Source organism: Streptomyces sp. SID13726 (genome assembly GCF_010548375.1).
Classification (GTDB): domain Bacteria; phylum Actinomycetota; class Actinomycetes; order Streptomycetales; family Streptomycetaceae; genus Streptomyces.
Genome location: NZ_JAAGLY010000001.1, coordinates 912,461 through 934,913, shown reverse-complemented (window position 1 = coordinate 934,913; position 22,453 = coordinate 912,461). Strand labels below are relative to the sequence as shown.

The 22,453-nt window shown below is 70.4% G+C and carries 17 protein-coding genes; 11 read left to right on the top strand and 6 right to left on the bottom strand.

The genetic code is table 11. From position 1 onward, the window contains the following. Positions 1-81 precede the first annotated feature (81 nt). From G3I78_RS03910 to G3I78_RS03900, 3 genes are all read right to left on the bottom strand, one after another. Positions 82-2,550: a SpoIIE family protein phosphatase gene (locus G3I78_RS03910; protein WP_164421289.1), complete on the bottom strand. Its 2,469-nt coding sequence runs from the start codon at positions 2,548-2,550 to the stop codon at positions 82-84. Positions 2,551-2,683: 133 nt separating this feature from the next. Next, positions 2,684-5,038, bottom strand: coding sequence for an MFS transporter (locus tag G3I78_RS03905; RefSeq protein ID WP_164421288.1), 2,355 nt, complete (start codon positions 5,036-5,038; stop codon positions 2,684-2,686). A 148-nt stretch (positions 5,039-5,186) separates the two neighbouring features. Next, complete coding sequence (locus tag G3I78_RS03900) at positions 5,187-5,630, bottom strand: SRPBCC family protein (RefSeq protein WP_164421287.1); 444 nt, start codon at positions 5,628-5,630, stop codon at positions 5,187-5,189. Positions 5,631-5,764: 134 nt separating this feature from the next. On the opposite strand from G3I78_RS03900, the gene G3I78_RS03895 reads away from it, so the two are divergent. The 4 genes from G3I78_RS03895 to G3I78_RS03880 all read left to right on the top strand — a co-directional run bounded on the left by G3I78_RS03895 (position 5,765) and on the right by G3I78_RS03880 (position 9,570). Further along, positions 5,765-6,802, top strand: coding sequence for an Rv2578c family radical SAM protein (locus tag G3I78_RS03895; RefSeq protein WP_164421286.1), 1,038 nt, complete (start codon positions 5,765-5,767; stop codon positions 6,800-6,802). A 135-nt stretch (positions 6,803-6,937) separates the two neighbouring features. After that, entirely contained in the window at positions 6,938-8,515 is a 1,578-nt protein-coding gene (locus tag G3I78_RS03890; RefSeq protein ID WP_164421285.1) for an alpha/beta hydrolase, read from the top strand. A gap of 53 nt (positions 8,516-8,568) precedes the next feature. Next, on the top strand, positions 8,569-9,003 hold the full coding sequence (locus tag G3I78_RS03885; protein ID WP_164421284.1) for a RidA family protein: 435 nt from the start codon (positions 8,569-8,571) through the stop codon (positions 9,001-9,003). A gap of 39 nt (positions 9,004-9,042) precedes the next feature. Beyond that, the gene (locus G3I78_RS03880; RefSeq protein ID WP_164421283.1) at positions 9,043-9,570 is read left to right on the top strand and encodes a GNAT family N-acetyltransferase; all 528 of its coding nucleotides are present in this window, start codon (positions 9,043-9,045) and stop codon (positions 9,568-9,570) included. Between the two features lie 89 nt (positions 9,571-9,659). Here the strand turns inward: G3I78_RS03880 and G3I78_RS03875 are convergent, their stop codons facing one another. Continuing rightward, complete coding sequence (locus G3I78_RS03875; protein WP_164421282.1) at positions 9,660-10,235, bottom strand: adenylosuccinate lyase; 576 nt, start codon at positions 10,233-10,235, stop codon at positions 9,660-9,662. Positions 10,236-10,623: 388 nt separating this feature from the next. On the opposite strand from G3I78_RS03875, the gene G3I78_RS03870 reads away from it, so the two are divergent. Continuing rightward, entirely contained in the window at positions 10,624-12,429 is a 1,806-nt protein-coding gene (locus G3I78_RS03870; protein ID WP_164421281.1) for a 3-hydroxyacyl-CoA dehydrogenase, read from the top strand. Positions 12,430-12,568: 139 nt separating this feature from the next. Continuing rightward, the gene (locus G3I78_RS03865; RefSeq protein WP_203614102.1) at positions 12,569-13,396 is read left to right on the top strand and encodes a TetR family transcriptional regulator; all 828 of its coding nucleotides are present in this window, start codon (positions 12,569-12,571) and stop codon (positions 13,394-13,396) included. A gap of 78 nt (positions 13,397-13,474) precedes the next feature. Here G3I78_RS03865 and G3I78_RS03860 read toward each other — a convergent pair whose 3' ends face one another. Together G3I78_RS03860 and G3I78_RS03855 are read right to left on the bottom strand one after the other, a co-directional pair. Next, a complete protein-coding gene (locus G3I78_RS03860) occupies positions 13,475-14,704 on the bottom strand; it encodes an FAD-dependent oxidoreductase (RefSeq protein ID WP_164421280.1) in 1,230 nt (409 codons plus the stop codon). After that, a complete protein-coding gene (locus tag G3I78_RS03855; protein ID WP_164421279.1) occupies positions 14,701-16,062 on the bottom strand; it encodes an MFS transporter in 1,362 nt (453 codons plus the stop codon). The genes G3I78_RS03860 and G3I78_RS03855 overlap by 4 nt, the downstream gene beginning before the upstream one ends. A 95-nt stretch (positions 16,063-16,157) precedes the next feature. Between G3I78_RS03855 and G3I78_RS03850 the strand changes: the two genes are divergently transcribed. From G3I78_RS03850 to G3I78_RS03830, 5 genes are all read left to right on the top strand, one after another. Continuing rightward, positions 16,158-17,285 (top strand): sugar diacid recognition domain-containing protein, encoded by a 1,128-nt coding sequence (locus G3I78_RS03850; RefSeq protein WP_164421278.1) that lies wholly within the window; start codon positions 16,158-16,160, stop codon positions 17,283-17,285. Positions 17,286-17,573: 288 nt separating this feature from the next. Continuing rightward, complete coding sequence (gene ccrA, locus G3I78_RS03845) at positions 17,574-18,917, top strand: crotonyl-CoA carboxylase/reductase (RefSeq protein ID WP_164421277.1); 1,344 nt, start codon at positions 17,574-17,576, stop codon at positions 18,915-18,917. A gap of 17 nt (positions 18,918-18,934) precedes the next feature. Next, entirely contained in the window at positions 18,935-20,983 is a 2,049-nt protein-coding gene (locus G3I78_RS03840; protein ID WP_164421276.1) for a protein meaA, read from the top strand. Continuing rightward, positions 20,980-21,939 (top strand): CoA ester lyase, encoded by a 960-nt coding sequence (locus G3I78_RS03835; protein WP_164421275.1) that lies wholly within the window; start codon positions 20,980-20,982, stop codon positions 21,937-21,939. Before G3I78_RS03840 ends, G3I78_RS03835 begins: the two co-directional genes overlap by 4 nt. 2 nt (positions 21,940-21,941) lie before the next feature. Next, positions 21,942-22,448 (top strand): MaoC family dehydratase, encoded by a 507-nt coding sequence (locus G3I78_RS03830; RefSeq protein ID WP_007385824.1) that lies wholly within the window; start codon positions 21,942-21,944, stop codon positions 22,446-22,448. Positions 22,449-22,453 lie beyond the last annotated feature (5 nt).

Genomic DNA, 22,453 nt, shown 5'->3' with positions numbered 1-22,453 from the left:
TCGCGCGGGGGTCACGTGAACAAGCGCATGGCGCATTCCTTCACGCCCAGTTCGAGAAACACGCGCCCCGTGCGTGCCTGCTCAGCGCCGTGGCAAGGTCAGTTCGAACCACACGGTCTTCCCGGCCTTCGTGCGGCTCGCACCCCACTCGCGCGCCAGTGTGCTCACCACCCTGAGCCCGCGCCCCCGTTCGTCGGTGGGCCCGGCGCTCATCAGCGACGGCAAGTCGTGGTCGTCGTCGTCCACCTCGCACAGCAGGGTGTCCCCGCGCACCAGCCGCAGCTCCACGGGCCGCCCGTGCGAGTGCCGTATCGCGTTGGTGACCAGCTCGCTCACCATCAGCTCGGCCGCGTCTACCAGCTTGGCGAGCCCCCACTCGTGCAGTTGCTCCCGCACCACCGCGCGGGCCCGCCCCACCTCGACCGGGTCGAGCGAGACCCGCCACTCGGCCACGTCGTCGGGCTCGATGCCGTTGAGCCGGGCCATCAGCAGCGCCACGTCGTCCTTGCGGCCGCCCCGTGTGTTGAGCGCGCGGATGATCGCGTCGCAGGCGTCGTCCATGGAGGCGGCCGGATGCGCGGCGGACTCGGTGAGCGTCGCGAGCCCCACCCCGATGTCCTCGCCCCGCACCTCCACCAGCCCGTCGGTGCACATCAGCAGCCGGTCGCCGGGCTCCACGCGCACGTGTGCGGCCTCGAAGGGCACCCCTCCGACGCCGATCGGCGCACCGGTGGGCAGGTCGAGCAGCTCGCTGCGGCCGTCGCGGGCGCGCACGATCACCGGCGGGATGTGGCCCGCGTTGGCGATGTGCAGCTCGCTCGCGATCGGGTCGTAGACGGCGTAGAGGCAGGTCGCGAGGTAGGTGTCGCCGAGCCGCTGGGCGAGGTCGTCGAGGTTGCGCAGCAGCTGGGCGGGCGGCAGGTCGAGCGCTGCCATGGTCTGTACGGCCGTACGCAACTGGCCCATCATGGCCGCCGAGTTGAGCCCGTGCCCCATGACGTCGCCGACCACCAGGGCGGTGCGGGCGCCGGGCAGCTTGACGGAGTCGAACCAGTCGCCGCCGACGCGTCCGAGGAGCATGCCCGGCAGGTACCGGGTGGCGATGTCGCAGCCCGCCATGCGCGGCGGGATGTGCGGCAGCATGCTGTCCTGGAGCGTCTCGGCGACGGACTCCTGGAAGGTGTACATGCGGGCGTTGTCGAGCACCAGGCCCGCGCGGGCGGCGAGTTCGGCGCCGGTGACGCGGTCCATGTCGTTGAACTCGACGCGCTCGGGGTGCCGTAGCAGGATCATGAACCCGAGGACCACGTTGCGGGCCTTCAGCGGGACGACCAGCATGGAGCGGCCGGTGATCAGCGGCCGGATGTCGCGCTTCTCGAACTGCGAGGCGATGGCGTGGCCCATCTGCTCGCTGATGCGCGGCACGAGGACGGGCTCGCCGGTGGTCATGCACTGGAAGAACGGCGTGTGCGCGGGGAACGGCATGGCCTCGCCGACCGGTACGACGTCGTCCCAGCGGCCGGGTTCGTCGGTGTGCTCCAGGGCGACCCGGTGCCACATGGTGGTGGTGTCGGGCACGCCGTCGGGGAACCCCTCGCCGGCGACGACCTGTTCGCGCAGATAGGTGCCGGCGACGTCGGTGAAGCGCGGCACGACGGCCTTGCTGACCTCGACGATGGTTCGGGACAGGTCGAGGGAGGTGCCGATCTTCCCGCTGACCTCGTTGAGGAACTCCAGACGCTCGCGTACGGCGACGTACTCCAGGTCCTCGCCCTCGTCCTGCTCGCCCTGCGGGACCGGCAGCCCCTCGGCGGCCGCCCTGGCCGCCCGCTCCCGGCGGGCCTTGCGCTCGGTGCGCCGGGGCACACCCCAGTCGGGGGTGACGGGCACCCGGTCGTTCTGGCTGAACTCCAGGACGGGATAGCCCAGTTCGAGGATCTGCGCGACGATGCGAGCGCTCTCGCCGACGCTCATGCTGGGCAGGATCTCGGGGAGCCTGCGGGCGAGTTCGTCGGCGCCGGGGAAGTCGGTGTGCAGGGCGAAGGCGGGCGCGATGCGCTCGACGGCCACGGCGCCCTCGTCCAGGTCGAGGTCCTGGTGGAGCCCGTCCGCGTCGGCGGCCAGCACCAGCAGCCGCTCCTGTCCCGGGCCCACCAGCGGGTAGGCCCACCACAGGACGTCGACGCGGTCGGCGCCGGGCACGGTGAGGCCGGCGCGGCCCGCGGCCGGGTAGGACAGCCCGCCGTCGAGGGACGACTCCAGGTCGGGGCCGAGTCCGTCGTAGGCGGCGTACGCGCCGTAGGGCGGGGTGTCCTCGGCGTCGGGCAGTGCGCCGGAGACGGGCAGCAGGTCGGCGGCGGGGCGGCCGATGGCCTCCTCCCTGGTGGCGCCGAACAGTCGGCGCGCGCCCCGGCTCCAGTGGGACACCAGGCCGTCGCGGTCCACCACGACCACGGCGAGCGGGACACGTCCGGCCGCGGCGTGGCCGTCCGCCGCGCCGTCCCCAGCCCCGCGGCTGGGAGGTGCGCCCGTCTCGGTGCCACGGTCCATGGCCCAGGCCCTCTCTCCGCAAGATCTGTGCCGCCTGCTCCACCGTACGGCTCCGGCCGGTCACGGTGTGCGGCAATGCGGGAATTGGCCCGGACCGGCTCGCCCCGGCGCGCGCCCCCGCGCTGACGGCCTGTCAGTCCTCGTGTCCGAGCTGGAGATCGCGCTCGGTACGGCCGCCCCCGGCCACCTGGAGGACGGTCGCGACCGGCGGGTATCCGGCGGCGATGACGGTGTACTCGCCGGAGGACAGGTCCAGGAAGCGGAAGGTGCCGTCGGGGCCGGTGGTGAGGGTGTCGACGACGTTGCCGGCCGCGTCCAGGAGTGTCACGCGCGCGTCCTCGACGGGCCTGCCGCCGCCGGCCCGCACGGTGCCGCGCAGCACCGCGCCGCCCGCGAGTTCGACGTCCTGGCGGGTCTCCCGGTCGGCCCGCACCGTGACGGGGAGCGCGGCCGGGCGGTACGCGGGCGCACTCGCGGCGAGGGTGTACTCCCCCGCGACCAGTTCGGTGATGGCGTAGGTCCCCTCGGGGCCGCTGCGGGTGGTGGCCACGACCTCGCCGTGCACGTTGGTGAGGGTGACGGTGGCGTTGCGCACGGGTGTGCCGTCGGCGGTCAGGACCCCGCCCGCGAGCCGTCCGGCGCCGCCGAGCACGATGTCGAGTTCGACCGGGCGCTCACCGACGGTCACGGAGACCGCCTGCGGCTGGTGCCCGCCCGCGGCGGCGATCAGGACGTACGACCCCGGTCCCGGCGTGGCCAGCGCGTACCGTCCGTCCTCGCCGCTGGCGCCCCGCCCAATCTGTGCTCCGGCCACGTCGATGAGGGTGAGCGCGGTCCGGGGCACGACGGTCTCGTCGGAGTGCCGCACCGTGCCGCAGACGGGGACCCCGGCGGCGTACGGCGATCGGGCCTGCGGGATCGGGGCGGTCTCCGTGTCGGGGGCGTTGTGGGACACCAGCGGTTTCTCCTTGAGGAAGAAGGCGATGAGCAGGCCGAGGACGAGCACCGGCACGAGGTAGAGGAAGATCCTCGGCATGGCGTCGGCGTAGGCCCGGATGTAGCCGTCGCGCAGCGCCGGGGGCAGCGCGTGGACGAGCTGCGGGGTGATGGCCTCAGGGTCGGGCAGCCCGCTGCCGGTGGGCAGTTCGTCGGCGAGGGCGTCGGCGAGCCGGTGCGCGAAGAGGGTGCCGAAGATCGCCGCTCCGACGCTGCCGCCGATCTGCCGGAAGTAGTTGTTGGCGCTGGTGGCGGTGCCGAGGTCGGCGGGGCGGACGGAGTTCTGCACGGCGAGGATCAGCACCGGCATCACCATGCCGATCCCGGCGCCGAGGACGGCCATCCAGATGCTGTAGTGCAGCCGGGGCGTGTCCGCTTCGAGGCGGGACAGCAGCCACATGCCGAGGACGGAGAGGGCGGTGCCGAGGACCGGCCAGACCTTGTAGCGGCCGGTGTGGCTGATGAGTTGGCCGGAGACGACGGAGGCGCCGACGATGCCGGCCATCATGGGCAGCATCAGCAGGCCCGACTCGGTGGCGCTGGCCCCGTCGACCATCTGGAGGAAGGTCGGCAGATAGCTCGCGGCCCCGAACAGCGCGACGCCGATCACCAGGCCCACCAGACCGGTGATGTTGAAGACGGAGTCCCTGAACAGCCGCAGCGGGATGAGGGGTTCGGCGGCGAAGCGCTCGGCGACGAGGAAGAGCACGGCGGAGACGGCCGCTCCGGCGCCGAGTCCAAGGATCGTCCGGGAGTCCCAGGCGTACTCGGTGCCGCCCCAACTGGTCAGCAGCACCAGGCAGGTCGAGGCCGCGGCGAGCAGCAGGGCGCCGAGGACGTCGAACCGGGGTCGGGCGAGGGGCTTGGGGAGCTTCAGTACGGCGGTGACGACGGCGAGGGTGACGATCCCGAAGGGCACGTTGACGTAGAAGCACCAGCGCCAGGAGAGGTGGTCGGTGAAGTAGCCGCCGAGCAACGGGCCCGCGACGGAGGCGAGTCCGAAGGCGGCGCCGATCAGGCCCATGAAACGGCCGCGCTCGCGGGGCGACACGATGTCGGCGATGATCGCCTGCACGCCGATCATGAGGCCGCCCGCGCCGACGCCCTGGACCGCGCGGAAGGCGATCAACTGGTCCATGCTCGTGGCCCGTCCGGCGAGGGCCGAGCCGATGACGAAGACGACGATCGCGAACTGGAAGACGCCCTTGCGGCCGAGGAGATCGCCGAGCTTGCCGTAGACCGGCAGTCCGATGGTGGCGGTGAGCAGATAGGCGGTGATCGCCCAGGACATCCGGTCCAGGCCGTGCAGTTCGCCGACGATCCTGGGGAGCGCGGTGGCGACGATCATCTGCTCCAGCGCGGCGAGCAGCAGCGCGAGCATCAGCCCGAAGAAGACCAACCGGACGCGGCGCGGGCCGAGTTCGGCGGGCGGGGCGGGAGCCTCGGGTGGCGCTTCGACCCGTTCCTCGTACGCCGGAGTCGTCACGCCCACGTCCCGCTCCCCTCGTCGCGCCTGCCCCGCAATTCCCGCTTTAGGCGACAACTACGAACAAGCGCGACGAGTTACGGCACATCGGTGGTCCGGACGGAGATCCACTCGATCCGGTGACCGGGATCAACGACCGCCGAGCGCGCGGGACTTACTTCTCGACCTCGGTGGCGAGCCGGTCGAGGAGGGCGTCGTAGATCCTGCCGAGGCCCTTGGGGGCGAAGGTCTTCTCGAAGAAGCCGCCGATGCCGCCGGCGCCGTCCCAGGTGGTGGTCACGACGACGCGGGACTTGCCCTCGCCGGCCGGGGTGACCCGCCAGGTGGTGACCATGGAGGAGTTGCGGTCCTTCTCGACGAGTTCGCCGTCGGTGGGCTCGCTGACCTCCAGGAGGCAGTCGCGCACGCGCTTGCTGGTGGCCTGGAGCTTCCAGTGGACGAGGGTGCCCTCGCCGTCGCCGCCCTCGCGGACCTCGTACTCGCTGAACTGCTCGGGCAGCACCTTGCCGCGGGTGCCGCTGTAGTCGGCGACGGCGTCGAACACCTTCTCCGCGTCCGCCGCGACGATCCGCTCCGTAGTGGCCTCGACCTGCGCCATCGACTTCCTCCAGGACTTCAAGTTCTCGGGCTTGGAGCAAGCCAACCACCCTCGCCCACGGCCGCCCAAATCGGGGTTGCACAAGAAATCGAACAAGTGTTTCACTCGGAGGGCAGTGCTACCGAGGAGGCCTCATGCGCTGGGAGAACCTCACCGAGTCCGCGGAACACGGACGGGCCGACGCCGCCCTCTTCGGCGCCGACGCGGTGGTCAGCCGTACCTTCGACACACCCGAGTTCGCCGGGATCACGTTCCACGAGATCCGGGCCCGCTCGATCATCAACCGGGTACCGGGCGCCTCCCGCATGCCCTTCGAGTGGACGGTGAACCCCTACCGCGGCTGCTCGCACGCGTGCGTGTACTGCTTCGCCCGCAAGACCCACAGCTATCTGGACCTGGACACCGGGCTCGGCTTCGACTCGCAGATCGTGGTCAAGGTGAACGCCCCGGACCTGCTCCGCCGCCAGCTGGGCTCACGCCGCTGGACCGGCGACCACATAGCGATGGGCACCAACGTCGACTGCTACCAGCGCGCGGAGGGCCGCTACCGCCTGATGCCGGGCATCCTCGCCGCCCTGCGCGACCACGCGAACCCCTTCTCGATCCTGACCAAGGGCACGCTGATCCTGCGCGACCTGGACGTCCTGAAGCAGGCCGCCGAGGTGACGGACGTCGGCATCTCGGTCTCGGTCGGCTTCACCGACCGCGAGCTGTGGCGCACCGTGGAGCCGGGCACCCCCGCTCCGGACCGCCGCCTGGACGCCGTACGCACCCTGACCGAACACGGCCTGAGTTGCGGCGTCCTGATGGCCCCGGTGATCCCCTTCCTGAGCGACAGCCCGGCTCAGCTGCGCTCCACCGTGCGCGCGATCGCCGCCGCCGGAGCCACCTCGGTCACCCCGCTGGTCCTCCATCTCCGCCCGGGCGCCCGCGAATGGTTCATGACCTGGCTGAACCACGAACACCCCCACCTGGTCCGCCGCTACCAACGCCTCTACGCCGACGGCGCCTACGCCCCCAAGTGGTACCAGCGCCGCATCACCCGCCAGGTCCACGAACTGGCCCAGGAGTACGGCATCGGCCCCTCGGGCCCGGGAATGCCCCGCCGCATCCGGGAACCGGAGCCGACGGAGAGCCGGTTGCCGGAAACGACGCAACTGACGCTGATCTGAGAGCGTTCGAGCGCATCCGGCGGCCCAATTGGGTCAAGTATTGCCAGAACACGTTCTTCCGGGCGCGCTTTCCGGGACGATGCCGCGTGGACCGTGGTCCTCGCGGTTCGCAAACCTCCGTCCTGGGAGGACTCCATGAGAAAACGCGCAGCCGTGCTGTGCGGTGCCGCGGTCGTCGTGGCCGGGACCGTCAGTGCCGTTCCCGCCGACGCGAGCGCTCCGCAGGTGACGCGGGCCGCTCAAGTGGCGAAGCTCAGCTGGAAGAAGTGCGGTACCGCCGACTATCCGACGCTTCAGTGCGCGTCCCTCGGGGTGCCGCTGGACCACGCGCACCCGCGCGGGAAGCAGATCACCCTCGCGCTGTCGCGGGTGCCGCACACCGCGAAGAAGTACCAGGGGCCGCTGCTGGTGAATCCCGGCGGTCCCGGCGGCAGCGGTCTGACGCTCGCCGGGTTCGTCGCCTCCGCGCTGCCCAAGGCGGTCGCGGCGCAGTACGACGTCATCGGCTTCGACCCGCGCGGGGTCGGCGGCAGCAAGCCGGCGCTCAACTGCTCGCCGGGCTACTTCAACCCGGTCCGCCCTGACTCCGTGCCGAGCAGCTCGGCCCTGGAGAAGGCGAACCTCAAGCGCGCCAAGTCGTTCGCCGCCGCCTGCGGCAAGAAGTACGCGAGCGTGCTGCCGTACATCAACACCATCAGCGCCGTGCAGGACATGGACTCGATCCGCCAGGCCCTCGGCGCCCAGCGCATCAACTACTTCGGTTACTCGTACGGCACCTATCTGGGCGCGGTCTACGCCAAGCTCTTCCCGCACCAGGTGCGCCGTCTGGTCCTGGACTCGATCGTGGACCCGACCGGCGTCTGGTACGACGACAACCTCGCCCAGGACTACGCCTTCAACGACCGCCACCGCGCGCTGATGGCCTGGATCGCCAAGTACGACTCGACGTACAAGCTCGGCACCGACCCGGAGAAGATCGAGGCCAAGTGGTACGCGATGCGCGCGGCCCTCGCCAAGAAGCCGGCCGGTGGCAAGGTGGGCGCCTCGGAGCTGGAGGACACCTTCATCCCGGGCGGCTACTACAACGGCTACTGGCCCTATCTGGCCGAGGCGTTCTCGGCGTACGTGAACAACAAGAACGCCGACCCGCTGGTGGAGGCGTACGAGAACTTCGCCGCGGTGGACGCGGCCGGGGACAACGGCTACTCCGTCTACACCTCGGTGCAGTGCCGTGACGCCTCCTGGCCGCGTGACTGGCGGCAGTGGCAGAAGGACAACTGGGCGGTGTACGAGAAGGCCCCGTTCATGGCCTGGAACAACGCCTGGTACAACGCACCGTGCGCGTTCTGGCCCACTTCGTCGCTGAAGCCGGTGAACGTCGCCAACGGCAAGCTGCCGCCGGCGCTGCTCTTCCAGGCGACGAACGACGCGGCGACCCCGTACCATGGCGGCGCGACGGTCCACCGGCTGCTGGCCCACTCCAGCCTCGTCGTCGAGCAGGGCGGCGGGAACCACGGCATCACGCTGAGCGGGAACGCCTGCCTGGACAAGTACCTGGCGAAGTACCTCACCGACGGCACCGTGCCGCGCGGCGGCGGCCAGGCGGACGCGGTCTGCCCGACGCTGCCGGACCCGAAGCCGCTGACGTCCAAGGCGGCGTCGACGTCCTCGCACGGCTCGACCCTGCACGGGCTGCTCGGCTTCCACGGCTGAGCGCCTGACACTCCGTCGGGGGCGTTGTCAGTCCCATGGTCCACCATGGACGCATGAGTGAGCTGACCAGGATTCCCGCCCCCGCCGGGGTCGCACCCGCGGCCCAGTACTCCCATGTGGTGCTGGGCCGCGGCCGTTTCGTCGCGATCTCGGGCCAGGTCGCGCTCGACGAGGACGGCAAGCCGGTCGGCGGGGGCGACGCCACCGCCCAGGCCGGCCAGGTCTTCGAGAACCTCCGCCGCTGCCTGGCCGCCGCCGGGGCGACCTTCGACGACGTCGTCAAACTCACCTACTTCGTCACGGACATGGCCCACATGCCAGCGCTCCGCGCGGCCCGCACCGAGCACATACCCGACGACCGGCTCCCCGCGGCCTCGGCGGTGCAGGTGGCGGCTCTGGTGCGGCCGGAGTTCCTGATGGAGGTGGAGGCGTTCGCGGTGGTGCCCGAACAAACGGTGGTACGCGAACAGACAGTGGCGCCCGAATAATCGGAGGCCGCCGGTTCGGACCGCCCCTAGGGTGCCGTCATGGCCGACCGTCTCCTCATCCGCGAGATGACCCTCGCCGACTGCGACCGTGTCTCCGAGATCCGCGTCCGGGGCTGGCAGAGTGCGTACCGGGGCCTGATGCCCCAGCCGTTCCTCGACGCGCTCAGCGTGGCGCGGGACGCCGAACACCGCCGGGCCCGGTTCGGTCGGGGCGGCGGCAGCGTCGTGGACCTCGTCGCCGAGCGGGACGGCGAGATCCTCGGCTGGGCCTGTCACGGCCCCTACCGCGACGGCGAACTCCGCACCGGGGACGCCGAGTTGTACGCGATCTACGTGGACGCGCGACGGTCCGGCGGCGGCATCGGACACGCCCTGCTCCAGGAGTCCGTACGACGCTCCACGGCCGCCGGCCACCCCCGCATGCTCCTGTGGGTCCTGAAGGGCAACACCCGCGCCCGGCGCTTCTACGAACGCGAGGGCTTCGAGGCCGACGGCGCCGAGGAGCCCTTCGAGGTGGACGGGGTCGCGGTACCAGAGGTGCGGTACGCAAGAAAGCTGACCGACTGACCGGCTGACCAGCACTCAGGCACTCAGGCACTCAGGCACAGAACACCCCGCCCCACCGCCACCCACCACCACCCACCGCGAACCCCACCTCACCGCTGCCGAGGAATCCGCTTGAGCGCCCGCACCGCCTCCTCCGCCAGCGCCGGATGAGCGAGCGCCTCGTTCAGTACGGGCCTGGCGCGGGCGTCCCCCAGGGTGCCCAGCCCCTCCACACAGGCCAGGGCCACCCGGCGATACGGGTCGTGCGGGCGCAGCCGGCGCCGGAGCGTGGTGATCAGGGCGGGTACGGACTCGGGCGCGTCCAGTTCGGCCAGCAGCCGGACCGGGTGCAGGGCGTAGGCGACGCGGAGTTCGTTGGTGGCGAGGGTGGCGGCCGCGCGGGCGGTGCGCGGGTCGCCGAGGCGGGCGAGGGCGTGGGCGGCGGAGGCGCAGCGCGGTGGATCGCGGTGGTTGAGCAGCAGGACGAGCGACTCGAAGGCCCGGCGGTCCCCGGCGAGTCCGAGCCGGAACGCGGCCAGCTCCCGGGCCCACAGCGGCTGTCCGGGCTCGGTGAGGACTCCGGCCAGTTCGTCGGGGTCCTCGGTGGCCACCAGCCGGTCGTAGCCCGCCGACGCTCCCGACTCCTGCCGTAAGCGCTCCGCGAGTGATCGCAACTCTTCGTCCATGACACGCAGCCTAGAGTGACCGTCCCGGTCCCGGGACGTACATCACAAACACAGGGGGCTGGCGCGCTCGTTACCCACCGGTTAAGCTCAGACGAGCGAGTTACCCACTCGCGGAACTCCTCATGACGGCCTGGTGACGCAGCCGCCGTGAGAGCAGTCGGTTCGGTACCTCAGGTACCACCAGCACTACCAGTACGACTCGGTCTGGGACAGGGCCGGTCGGCTTCCACCGTTCTCCGGGCTCTGTGCAGGGCTCGCGACGACGGCCCGGGCGTGTGCGCTCGCAGCCCGGCACCACCCGCATTCCGCAATGCCTCACGCACCCGGTGCGCCCCTCGGCGTACCGGGTCGCGCTCCCAGTCGTCACCCTCATTCCAGGAGTTCCGCGATGGCCACTCCCCTGTCCGACCCCTCCCTGTCCCCGCTCAGGACGATCGCCGTCGTCGGCCTCGGCACCATGGGCACCGGTATCGCCGAGGTCCTCGCCAAGGCCGGCCGCGAGGTCGTCGGCATCGACATCAGCGAGGCGCAGACCGCCAAGGCCGTCGCCGCCCTGGAGACCGCGACCGCCCGTGCCGTGGAGCGCGGCCGGCTCACCGAGCAGGAGCGCGCGGACGTCCTCGCCCGCATCCGCACCTCCACCGACCTGCGTGCGGCGGCCGACGCCGACCTCGTGATCGAGGTGGCGCCGGAGTCGTACGAGATCAAGCACCAGATCTTCCGCGAACTCGACGGCATCGTGCGCCCCGAGGCGATCCTCGCGACCGGTACCAACGCCCTGTCCGTGACCCGGCTGGCCGCCGACTCGGCCCGCCCGGAGCGCGTGCTCGGACTGCACTTCTTCAACCCGGCGCCCGCGATGAAGCTGGTCGAGGTGGTCTCCTCGGTGCTCACCGCGCCGGCCGCCGTCACCGCGGTCACCGACCTCGCCCTCGACCTCGGCAAGGAGCCCGTCGCGGTCGGCGACCGGCCCGGCTTCGTCGCCGACGGCCTGCTGTTCGGCTATCTCAACCAGGCCGCCGCGATGTACGAGGCGAAGTACGCCTCCCGCGAGGACATCGACGCGGCGATGCGGCTCGGCTGCGGACTGCCCATGGGCCCGCTCGCCCTGCTCGACCTGATCGGTGTCGACACCGCGCGCACGGTCCTGGAGGCCATGTACGCCGAGTCCCACGACCGGCTGCACGCCCCCGCCCCGATCCTCAAGCAGCTCAGCGAGGCGGGGCTGACCGGCCGTAAGTCGGGACGCGGCTTCTACACGTACGAGGCCCCGGGCAGCGCGGCGGTCGTGCGGGACGCGCTGACTCCCCTGGAGAGCTCGGAGAAGGCCGCGGGCCGCGAGGTGCGCTCCGTCGGGGTCGCCGGCTCCGGGACCATGGCGTCCGGGATCGCCGAGGTCTTCGCCAAGGCGGGTTACGAGGTCGTCCTCGCCGCCCGCAGCGAGGAGAAGGCGCAGACGGCGAAGGCCCGGATCGGCAAGTCGCTCTCCCGCTCCGTCGACAAGGGCCGGATGACCGCCGAGGCGGCCGCGCAGACCCTGGACCGGATCACCGCGGCGGGCTCCTACGAATCCTTCGCGGACGTCGACCTGGCCGTGGAGGCCGTCGCCGAGGACCTGGAGGTCAAGCAGCAGCTGTTCCAGGCGCTGGACAAGGTCTGCAAGCCGGGCGTGGTCCTGGCCACCACGACCTCCTCGCTGCCCGTCGTCGCCTGTGCCCGTGCCACCTCGCGCCCGCAGGACGTGATCGGTATGCACTTCTTCAACCCGGCGCCGGCGATGAAGCTGGTCGAGGTCGTCCGTACGGTGTTGACGGCCGAGGACGTCCACTCAACAGTTCACGAGGTGTGTGGACGGATCAAGAAGCACGCGGTTGATTGTGGGGACCGTGCGGGCTTCATCGTGAATGCCCTGCTGTTCCCGTACCTCAACAACGCGATCAAGATGGTGCAGGAGCACTACGCGTCTCTTGACGACATCGATGCCGCGATGAAGCTGGGCGGCGGCTACCCGATGGGCCCCTTCGAGCTCCTGGACGTCGTCGGGCTCGATGTCTCGCTCGCCATCGAGAAGGTCCTGCACCGCGAGTTCCGCGACCCGGGCCTCGCTCCGGCCCCGCTCCTGGAGCACCTGGTGGCCGCGGGCTGCCTCGGCCGCAAGACCGGCCGTGGCTTCCGCGAATATGCCCGGCGCTGAGCGGGTCGGCGACTGGTTCAGAGGCGGTGAGGACTGGGGCGGGCTGCTCGACCCGAGCAGCCTTCCCCCGCCGGGGACCGGCGGCCCCCCGTCCGTCCCGGGCGGGGGGAACCCCGGACACGCGCATCATCCTGCATACATGCAGTACGTTCGGGGCATGCCCCAGCCCGCCAAGTCCTCCCGTACACCAGCCACGCCCGACGCGCCGGAAAGTGCCGCAGGCAGTCGCGCGGCCGCCCAGCGGCTCAAGATGCGCCGTGAACTGGCGGCCGCCGCGATGGAGCTGTTCTCCACCAAGGGGTACGAGGCCACCACCGTCGACGAGATCGCGGCCGCGGCCGGGGTCGCCCGCCGCACCTTCTTCCGCCACTTCCGGTCCAAGGAAGAGGCGATCTTCCCCGACCACGACGACACGCTGATCCGGGCGGAGTCGGTGCTCAACGCGGCGCCCGCGCACGAGCATCCGCTCGACACGGTGTGCCGTGGCATCAAGGAAGTCATGAAGATGTACGCGGCCCGGCCGGAGATCTCGGTCGCCCGCTACAAGCTGACGCGCGAGGTGCCGACGCTGCGGGAGGCGGAGATCGCGTCCGTGGCCCGGTACGAGCGGTTGTTCACGCGGTATCTGCTCGGGCACTTCGACGAGCACGCGCATGACGACGACGCGAACGACGATCCGCTGCTGGCGGAGGTCGCCGCGTCGGCCGTGGTCACGGCTCACAACCATGTGCTCAGGCGGTGGCTGCGGGCGGGTGGGCAGGGGGATGTGGAGGCGCAGTTGGATCATGCGTTCTCGATCGTGCGGAAGACTTTCGGGACGGGTATCGGGGCGGGGCGGGACGCCTCGCCCCGGCCGGCTCCTGCTTCGGTGACGTCTCAGGGCGAGGTGTTGGTCACTGTCGCTCGGACGGATGCGCCGCTTGATGAAGTGATGCGGGCTATTGAGCAGGCGCTCAAGGAACGTTGACGGGTGCGGGTGAGTGGGCGCTGGTCGCGCCCACGCGGCGGAGCCGCACATCGATACAGCCCCGCGCCCCTAAGAGCATCACCTCCGAGTCAGTGAGAATTTCGCCGCAAGTCCGGGGGACGCCTGACCCGTCACCAACCCGGTGACAAGTCGTCCCGTCGCCGGAGCCAGCATCAGACCCAGCATGTTGTGGCCGGTCGCCAGCAGGACACGGGGGTGACCCGGCACCGGGCCGATCAGAGGAAGACCGTCCGGGGTCATCGGGCGGGGACCCATCCACTCCTGCTCTCTACGGGCCCAATCCGCGCCCGGCAAATACGGCCGTGCCGCCGCGACCAGCGCCTCCACCCGGCCCTGCCGGAAGCGGTCCGGGTCGCGGTCGAACTCCATGGTTCCGGCCACCCGGACGCCCTTGCCCAGGGGCGTCAGCACCGCCTTCGCCGCCCCCAGGTGGACCAGCCGACTCGGAAGCCGGTCCGTCGGGACAGAGAAGCTGTACCCCTTCCCGGCCGCGAGGTCGATCCGTACGCCGAGCGAGCGGCACAGCTCCCGGGACCACACCCCGGCCGCCAGGACCACCGTGTCCGCCGTGTACGTCCCGGCGGTCGTACGGACCTCCGCGCGGCCCCCGTCGTCCCGTACGGCGGTCACGCGCGCCCCCTCCACCAGTTCGGCCCCGTCCCGGCGGAGCCGTTCCGTGAGCGTGTCCACGAACTGGCCGGGGTCCAGGGACCATTGGCGCTCCACGAGGAAGCCCGCGCGGGCCGCGGGACCCAGCGCGGGCTCCGTCTCCACCAGGGCGGACCCTCGCAGCAGCTCCCCCACCGGCGCCCCCAGCCCGCGAAACCCCGCCAGCCCGTGCGCCGCCTCCTCCTCCGACGGGTACGCGAACAGGAATCCCTCCTTCGCCGCCCCGCCGTCCACGCCGAGCGCCTCCAGTTCCTCGAACAGCGTGAACGTGTCCTCGGCGAGCGCGGCGAGGGACGCGGCGCCGGTGCCGTAGCGATGACACGTGCTGTGCAGTCCCAGGCGGGTCAGGAAGCGCAGGAGCGGGAGGCTGGGGACCGGGTTGATCCACAGGGGGCTCGTCGGGCGGAACAGGCCGGTCACCGCCTTCCTCGCCACTTCCGGTGCGCCCAGCGGTTCGACCAGGTCGGGGCAGACCTCGCCGGCGTTGCCGCGGGAGGCTCCGCTGCCGAGGCGGTCGCGTTCCAGGACGGTGACCCCCAGCCCGGCCCGGCCCAGATAGTGGGCGCAGGCCAGGCCGACGACTCCGCCGCCGACGATCAGGACGGAGGAGGGGGTCACGAGAGCTCCTTCACGGCCGGGGCGACGACCGTGCCGTCGCCGCTCGACTCCGCGAGGCTCTTGCCGCTGGTCTCGGGGGCCAGGCGGTAGGACACCAGCCAGCCGACCCCGCAGATCAGCGCACCGAGGAACATCGCGAGCCGGGTACTGTGGCCGAGGACCACCGGGGCGCCCCATGTGCCGATCGCGGCGCCGATTCGACTCGCCCCGGTCGCGAAGCCGTTGGCGGTGGCGCGGACGCCCGTCGGGAACAACTCCGAGGGATAGATGGCCTGGAGGCACTGGCTGGAGAAGGACGCCACCCCGAACACCGCGAACAGGACCAGGACGGCCGCCGGGCTCGGATCGGCGAGCAAGGACAGGGCGAGAAGCGGGACCGCCGACAGTGCGAAACTCCACAACAGCAGTGGTCTGCGGCCCCTGTTGACGAAGAGGATCCCGGAGAGCGAGCCCAGGATGTAGAAGATCTGGAGCGCGACCGAGCCGAGGTAGGCGCTGTTGCCGTGCTCCAGGCCGAGGGAGGTCAGGATGGTCGGCTCGTAGGTCGTGATGGCGTAGATCGGGAGCAACTGGCAGGCCCAGAAGACCCCCACGAAGATCGTGCGGCGGAGATAGACGCCCTGGAAGATGTCGGTGTAGCGGCTGCGGTTGGTGGTCTCGGCCTCCAGGTCGCTCAAGTCGGCGTCCGGGCCCAGCATTTGGCGGACCACCTGCTGGGCCTCCGCGGTCCGGCCCTGGTTCATCAGCCAGCGCGGGGACTCGGGGGTGCCGAAGCGGAGCAGCAGGATCAGCGCGGCCGGGATCGCGCTGCTGGCCATCATCCAGCGCCAGTCGTCGTGCCCGGAGCGCATCATGAGCCAGCCGACGACGTACGCGGTCGCCGCGCCCACCGACCACATGGTGACCATGACGACGAGCAGCGGCCCCCGTGACTTGCGGGGCGCGAACTCGGAGGCGATGGTGCCCGCGATGGCGAAGTCGGCGCCGATCGCGATGCCCATGGCGAACCTGAGCAGGGTGAGCGTCCAGGCGTCGGGCGCGAAGTACTGGGCGACCGACAGCACGATGAACGCGGTGATGTCGAGGAGGTACACCTTCTGCCGGCCGATGCGGTCGGTGACGTACCCGAAGACGAGTCCGCCGACGAACATGCCGATCAGCGAGGCCGATCCGACGAGGCCTGACATGGTGGAGCCGAGGTCGAAGTCGCTGCTGACGAGCGGGAGCGCGACGCCGATGATGCTGAGGATGTAGCCGTCGCAGAACTCACCGCCGCCCGCGTAGAGGGTGATCAGCTGGGGGTACCCCCTCTGGGGGAGGGTTCTGGTGGGCCGGGACTTCTCGAGTGAGGGGGACATGGCCGAAAAAGGTAGGGACCGGTGGCGGAGTCGTCATCGTACGAAGTGCACGATCGGCCTCCCCTGATTCCGGGCCGTCGCTGTACCTTCCGTCCATGGCAGCGGCCGACGTGCTCACCCCCGCGCTCGCGCAGGAGATCGCCTGCGACATCGGGCGCATCACGGGCTTCAACGTGCTGATCACCGACCGCGAGGCCGTCGTGATCGGCTGCGGCGACACCGGCCGTCTCGGCACGGTCCACGAGGCGTCGTACGAGGTGCTGCGCACCCGGCGCCCGGCCACCCACACCGCCGAGCAGGCCGGACGGCTGCGCGGGGTGCTGCCCGGCACCAGTCTGCCGATCATCGTCGGTGCGGAGGCGGTCGGCACGGTCTGTCTGACCGGTGAGCCGGAGGAGGTGCGCCGCTTCGGCCTGGTGGTGCAGCGGCAGACCGAGATCCTGCTGGAGGAGGCCGCGCTGCTGCGCTCCCGGCTGCTGCACGAGCGGGCGGTCGACGACTGCGTGCGGGACATCGCGCTCTACGACCCGGACGTGGTCGACGCCGAGACGGTGGAGGCGCGGCTCGGCGAGCTGGGGGTGGATCCGGGGCGGCCGCGTGCCGCGGTGGTGCTGGACGTCCGGGCGGGCGGGGTGTCCCGGCTGTCGTTGCTGCGGACCGTGCGGGAGGTGTTCGACGGCGGCCAGGACGTGGCCGGCGAGCTGGCGGCCGGGCGGTACCTGGTACTGCGGGCCGGGGGCGCGGGGCTCGTCGGGCGGTGCCACGCCCTGGTCGAGCGCGTCGCCGAGCGGCACGGGGCCGACGCGTGGGCCGGAATCGGCGAACCGGGCCGGGGCATCACCGGGATGCACGACTCGTACCGGGACGCAGCGCTGGCACTGCGTGCCGGGCCCCGGCTCGATCCGGACGGCCGGGTGTTCGACGTCACCGAGCTGCGTGTGCCCCAGCTGGTGGCGTCCGTCGTACGGCAGGAACGCGCCCGGTATGCGGCCGTGCTGCTCGCGGGAGTGCGCGAGCGGGAGGACTGGCCGGTCACCCGGGAGACGCTGATCGCGTGGGCGGAGTGCGGGTTCCGGCTGGTGCGGACGGCGGAGCGGCTGGCGATCCACCGGAACACGCTGCTGTACCGGCTGGCGAGGATCGAGGAGCTGAGCGGGCGCGGGGTGCGGGAGCCACGGACGGCGATGGCGCTGTATCTGGCGTGTCTGGCTGATGCCCTTTAGTACCTACTTGCCGGTAACAATGATCGATCATCGCTCATTTGTTACGTAAAGATTTCACCTGAGAGCAATCTCTGGCACTCAGTGCCTTGCACGGTGGCACGCGGTGTCTTACGTTGAGGGTGTCCGGCTGTCCCGACAAGCCTTACCGGCTTGGCCGTCCGGACGCCTGCGTCACAGGCAACCTCCCGCGCCACAAAGCGCTGCCGAGCACCACCACCGCCGAACCGACGGCACCGACGTAACCCTCAGCGTCCCTCCCTCAGGACGCGTATCGCCGGAGGCAACACCGTGACCACCAAGGACATCCTGGAAGCGATCCAGTCGCCGGACTCGACTCCGGCCGACTTCGCCGCCCTGCCGCTCCCCGAGTCGTACCGCGCGATCACCGTGCACAAGGACGAGACGGAGATGTTCGCGGGCCTGGAATCCCGCGACAAGGACCCGCGCAAGTCGATCCACCTCGACGACGTGCCGGTGCCCGAACTGGGCCCGGGCGAGGCCCTGGTCGCCGTCATGGCATCGAGTGTCAACTACAACTCGGTGTGGACCTCGATCTTCGAGCCGCTGTCGACCTTCGGGTTCCTGGAGCGCTACGGCCGCACCAACGACCTGGCCAAGCGCCACGACCTGCCGTACCACATCATCGGCTCCGACCTCGCGGGCGTCGTCCTGCGCACCGGCCCCGGCGTCAACGCCTGGAAGCCCGGTGACGAGGTCGTCGCGCACTGCCTGAGCGTCGAGATGGAGTCGAGCGACGGCCACAACGACACCATGCTCGACCCCGAGCAGCGGATCTGGGGCTTCGAGACCAACTTCGGCGGCCTCGCGGAGGTCGCGCTGGTCAAGTCGAACCAGCTGATGCCGAAGCCCGACCACCTGTCGTGGGAGGAGGCCGCCGCCCCGGGGCTCGTGAACTCCACCGCCTACCGGCAGCTGGTCTCCCGCAACGGCGCCGGCATGAAGCAGGGCGACAACGTCCTGATCTGGGGCGCGAGCGGTGGACTCGGCTCGTATGCCACGCAGTTCGCGCTCGCCGGTGGCGCCAACCCGATCTGTGTCGTCTCCAGCGACCAGAAGGCGGACATCTGCCGCTCGATGGGCGCCGAGGCGATCATCGACCGCAACGCCGAGGGCTACAGGTTCTGGAAGGACGAGCAGACCCAGGACCCCAAGGAGTGGAAGCGCTTCGGCAAGCGCATCCGCGAGCTCACCGGGGGCGAGGACATCGACATCGTCTTCGAGCACCCGGGCCGCGAGACCTTCGGCGCCTCCGTGTTCGTCACCCGCAAGGGCGGCACCATCACCACCTGCGCCTCGACCTCGGGCTACATGCACGAGTACGACAACCGCTACCTGTGGATGTCGCTGAAGCGGATCATCGGCTCGCACTTCGCCAACTACCGCGAGGCCTGGGAGGCCAACCGGCTCATCGCGAAGGGCAAGATCCACCCGACCCTGTCGAAGGTCTACTCCCTGGAGGAGACCGGCCAGGCGGCCTACGACGTGCACCGCAACCTCCACCAGGGCAAGGTCGGCGTGCTGTGCCTGTCCCCCGAGGAGGGCCTGGGCGTGCGCGACGAGGAGATGCGCGCCAGGCACCTCGACGCCATCAACCGCTTCCGCAACATCTGAGACACCCGGGGTCATAGATGACTGAGCGTCAGAACGCCGACGGGGCAAGGGAGAAGGACCGGCCGTGGCTCATGCGCACGTACGCCGGCCACTCCACGGCCGAGGCGTCCAACGAGCTGTACCGGCGCAACCTCGCCAAGGGGCAGACAGGGCTCTCCGTGGCCTTCGACCTGCCGACGCAGACCGGCTACGACTCCGACCACATCCTCGCCCGCGGCGAGGTGGGCCGGGTCGGCGTGCCGATCGCGCACCTCGGTGACATGCGCCGGCTGTTCCAGGACATCCCCCTGGAGCAGATGAACACCTCGATGACGATCAACGCCACCGCCATGTGGCTGCTGGCGCTCTACCAGGTCGTCGCCGAGGAGCAGGGCGCCGACATCACCAAGCTCCAGGGGACGACCCAGAACGACATCGTGAAGGAGTACCTGTCGCGGGGCACGCATGTGTTCCCGCCGGGTCCTTCGCTCCGTCTGACGACCGACATGATCTGCTACACGGTCAACAACATCCCCAAGTGGAACCCGATCAACATCTGCAGCTACCACCTGCAGGAGGCGGGCGCCACGCCGGTCCAGGAGATCGCGTACGCGATGTCGACCGCGATCGCCGTGCTCGACGCGGTGTTCGCGTCCGGCCAGATCCCGGAGGACCGCAAGGGCGATGTCGTCGCGCGGATCTCCTTCTTCGTGAACGCGGGCGTCCGCTTCGTCGAGGAGATGTGCAAGATGCGCGCCTTCGGCCGCATCTGGGACCAGGTCACCCGCGAGCGCTACGGCATCGAGAACCCCAAGCAGCGCCGTTTCCGGTACGGCGTCCAGGTCAACTCCCTCGGGCTGACCGAGGCGCAGCCGGAGAACAACGTCCAGCGGATCGTCCTCGAGATGCTGGCCGTGACCCTCTCGAAGGACGCACGCGCGCGTGCCGTCCAGCTGCCGGCCTGGAACGAGGCGCTGGGCCTGCCCCGGCCCTGGGACCAGCAGTGGTCGCTGCGCATCCAGCAGGTGCTGGCGTACGAGAGCGATCTGCTGGAGTACGAGGACATCTTCGAGGGCTCGAAGGTCATCGAGGCGAAGGTGGACGAGCTGGTCGGGGCCTCGCTCGCGGAGATCGACCGCATCCAGGAGATGGGCGGCGCGATGGCCGCCGTCGAGTCCGGCTACCTCAAGTCGCAGCTGGTCTCCTCGCACGCCGAGCGGCGGGCCCGGATCGAGTCCGGCCAGGAGAAGATCATCGGTGTCAACGCCTTCGAGGGCACCGAGCCGAACCCGCTGACGGCCGACCTGGACACCGCGATCCAGACGGTGGACCCGGCCGTCGAGGCCCGCGTGATCGCCGGGCTGCAGAACTGGCGCGACACCCGCTACCAGCCGCCCTTCAACCACCCGCGCCCCTGCAAGGCGCTGGAGAAGCTGAAGGAGGCCGCCAAGGGCACCGGGAACCTCATGGAGGCCACCCTGGAGTGCGCCCGCGCGGGTGCCACGACCGGCGAGTGGGCCGGGGCGCTGCGGGAGGTGTTCGGCGAGTTCCGGGCGCCCACGGGCGTCTCCTCGGCGCCGGTCGCGGTGCCCGCGGAGGAGGGCTCGGCCATGGCCGACGTCCGCCGCAAGGTCGAGGTGACCGCCAAGGACCTCGGCGTGGGCAAGCTGCGCTTCCTGGTCGGCAAGCCGGGCCTGGACGGACACTCCAACGGGGCCGAGCAGATCGCGGTGCGCGCGCGTGACGCCGGCTTCGAGGTGGTCTACCAGGGCATCCGGCTGACCCCTGAGCAGATCGTGGACGCGGCCCTCGCGGAGGACGTGCACGCGGTCGGCCTGTCCATCCTGTCCGGCTCGCACGCGCAACTGGTGCCGGACGTCCTGGACCGGCTCCGTGTGGCCGGTGCCACAGATATACCGGTGATCGCCGGTGGCATCATCCCGAATGGTGACGCCGAACAGCTCCGGGCAGCCGGAGTGGCCGCGGTGTTCACCCCGAAGGACTTCGACATCACCGGAATCATCGGGCGGATCGTCGACGAGATCCGCACAGCGAACAAGCTCGACCCCCTGGAGGTCCCCGCATGACCGTCAACCGTCTGCGTCCCCGCCGCTCGTGTCTCGCGGTACCGGGAAGCAACCCCCGCTTCCTGGAGAAGGCGCAGGGCCTCCCGGCGGACCAGGTCTTCCTCGACCTGGAGGACGCGTGCGCCCCGCTCGCCAAGCCCGAGGCGCGGCACACCATCGTCAAGTTCCTCAACGAGGGTGACTGGACCGGCAAGACGAGGGTCGTGCGCGTCAACGACTGGACCACCGAGTGGACGTACCGCGACGTCGTCACGGTCGTCGAGGGGGCAGGGCAGAACCTCGACTGCATCATGCTGCCGAAGGTGCAGACGGCCCAGCAGGTCGTCGCCCTCGACCTCCTGCTGACCCAGATCGAGAAGACCATGGGCTTCGAGGTTGGCAAGATCGGCATCGAGGCGCAGATCGAGAACGCGCAGGGCCTCAACAACGTCAACGAGATCGCGACCGCGTCCCAGCGCGTCGAGACGATCATCTTCGGCCCGGCCGACTTCATGGCGTCGATCAACATGAAGTCGCTGGTCGTCGGTGAGCAGCCGCCCGGTTACCCGGCGGACGCCTACCACTACATCCTGATGAAGATCCTGATGGCGGCCCGCGCGAACGACCTCCAGGCGATCGACGGCCCCTACCTCCAGATCCGCAACGTGGACGGCTACCGCGAGGTCGCCCAGCGCGCCGCCGCGCTCGGCTTCGACGGCAAGTGGGTGCTGCACCCGGGTCAGGTCGAGGCGTCCAACGAGATCTTCTCGCCCTCGCAGGAGGACTTCGACCACGCCGAGCTGATCCTGGACGCGTACGACTGGTGCACGTCCGAGGCCGGCGGCAAGAAGGGCTCGGCGATGCTCGGCGACGAGATGATCGACGAGGCCAGCCGCAAGATGGCGCTGGTCATCTCCGGCAAGGGACGCGCGGCCGGTATGCAGCGCACCTCCAAGTTCGAGATCCCGGAGGCGTGAGCATGCAGTTCGGGCGCACCTACGAGGAGTTCGAGGTCGGGGCGGTCTACAAGCACTGGCCCGGGAAGACGGTCACGGAGTACGACGACCACCTCTTCTGCCTCCTCACCATGAACCACCACCCGCTCCACATGGACGTCAACTACGCCGAGAAGACGACCGACTTCGGCAAGAACGTCGTGGTCGGGAACTACATCTACTCGCTGCTGCTCGGCATGTCGGTACCGGACGTCTCCGGCAAGGCGATCGCCAACCTGGAGATCGAGTCGCTGAAGCACGTGGCGCCGACCTTCCACGGCGACACGATCTACGGCCAGACGACCGTGCTCGACAAGTGGCCCTCCAAGTCGAAGAACGACCGCGGGATCGTGTACGTCGAGACCAAGGGCTACAAGCAGGACGGCACGCTGGTCTGCGTGTTCCGCCGCAAGGTCATGGTGCCCACCGAGACCTACATCAAGGAGCGCGGCGGCGAGCAGCCCGGCCGCCCGGAACTTCAGGAGGGCTGACCCCC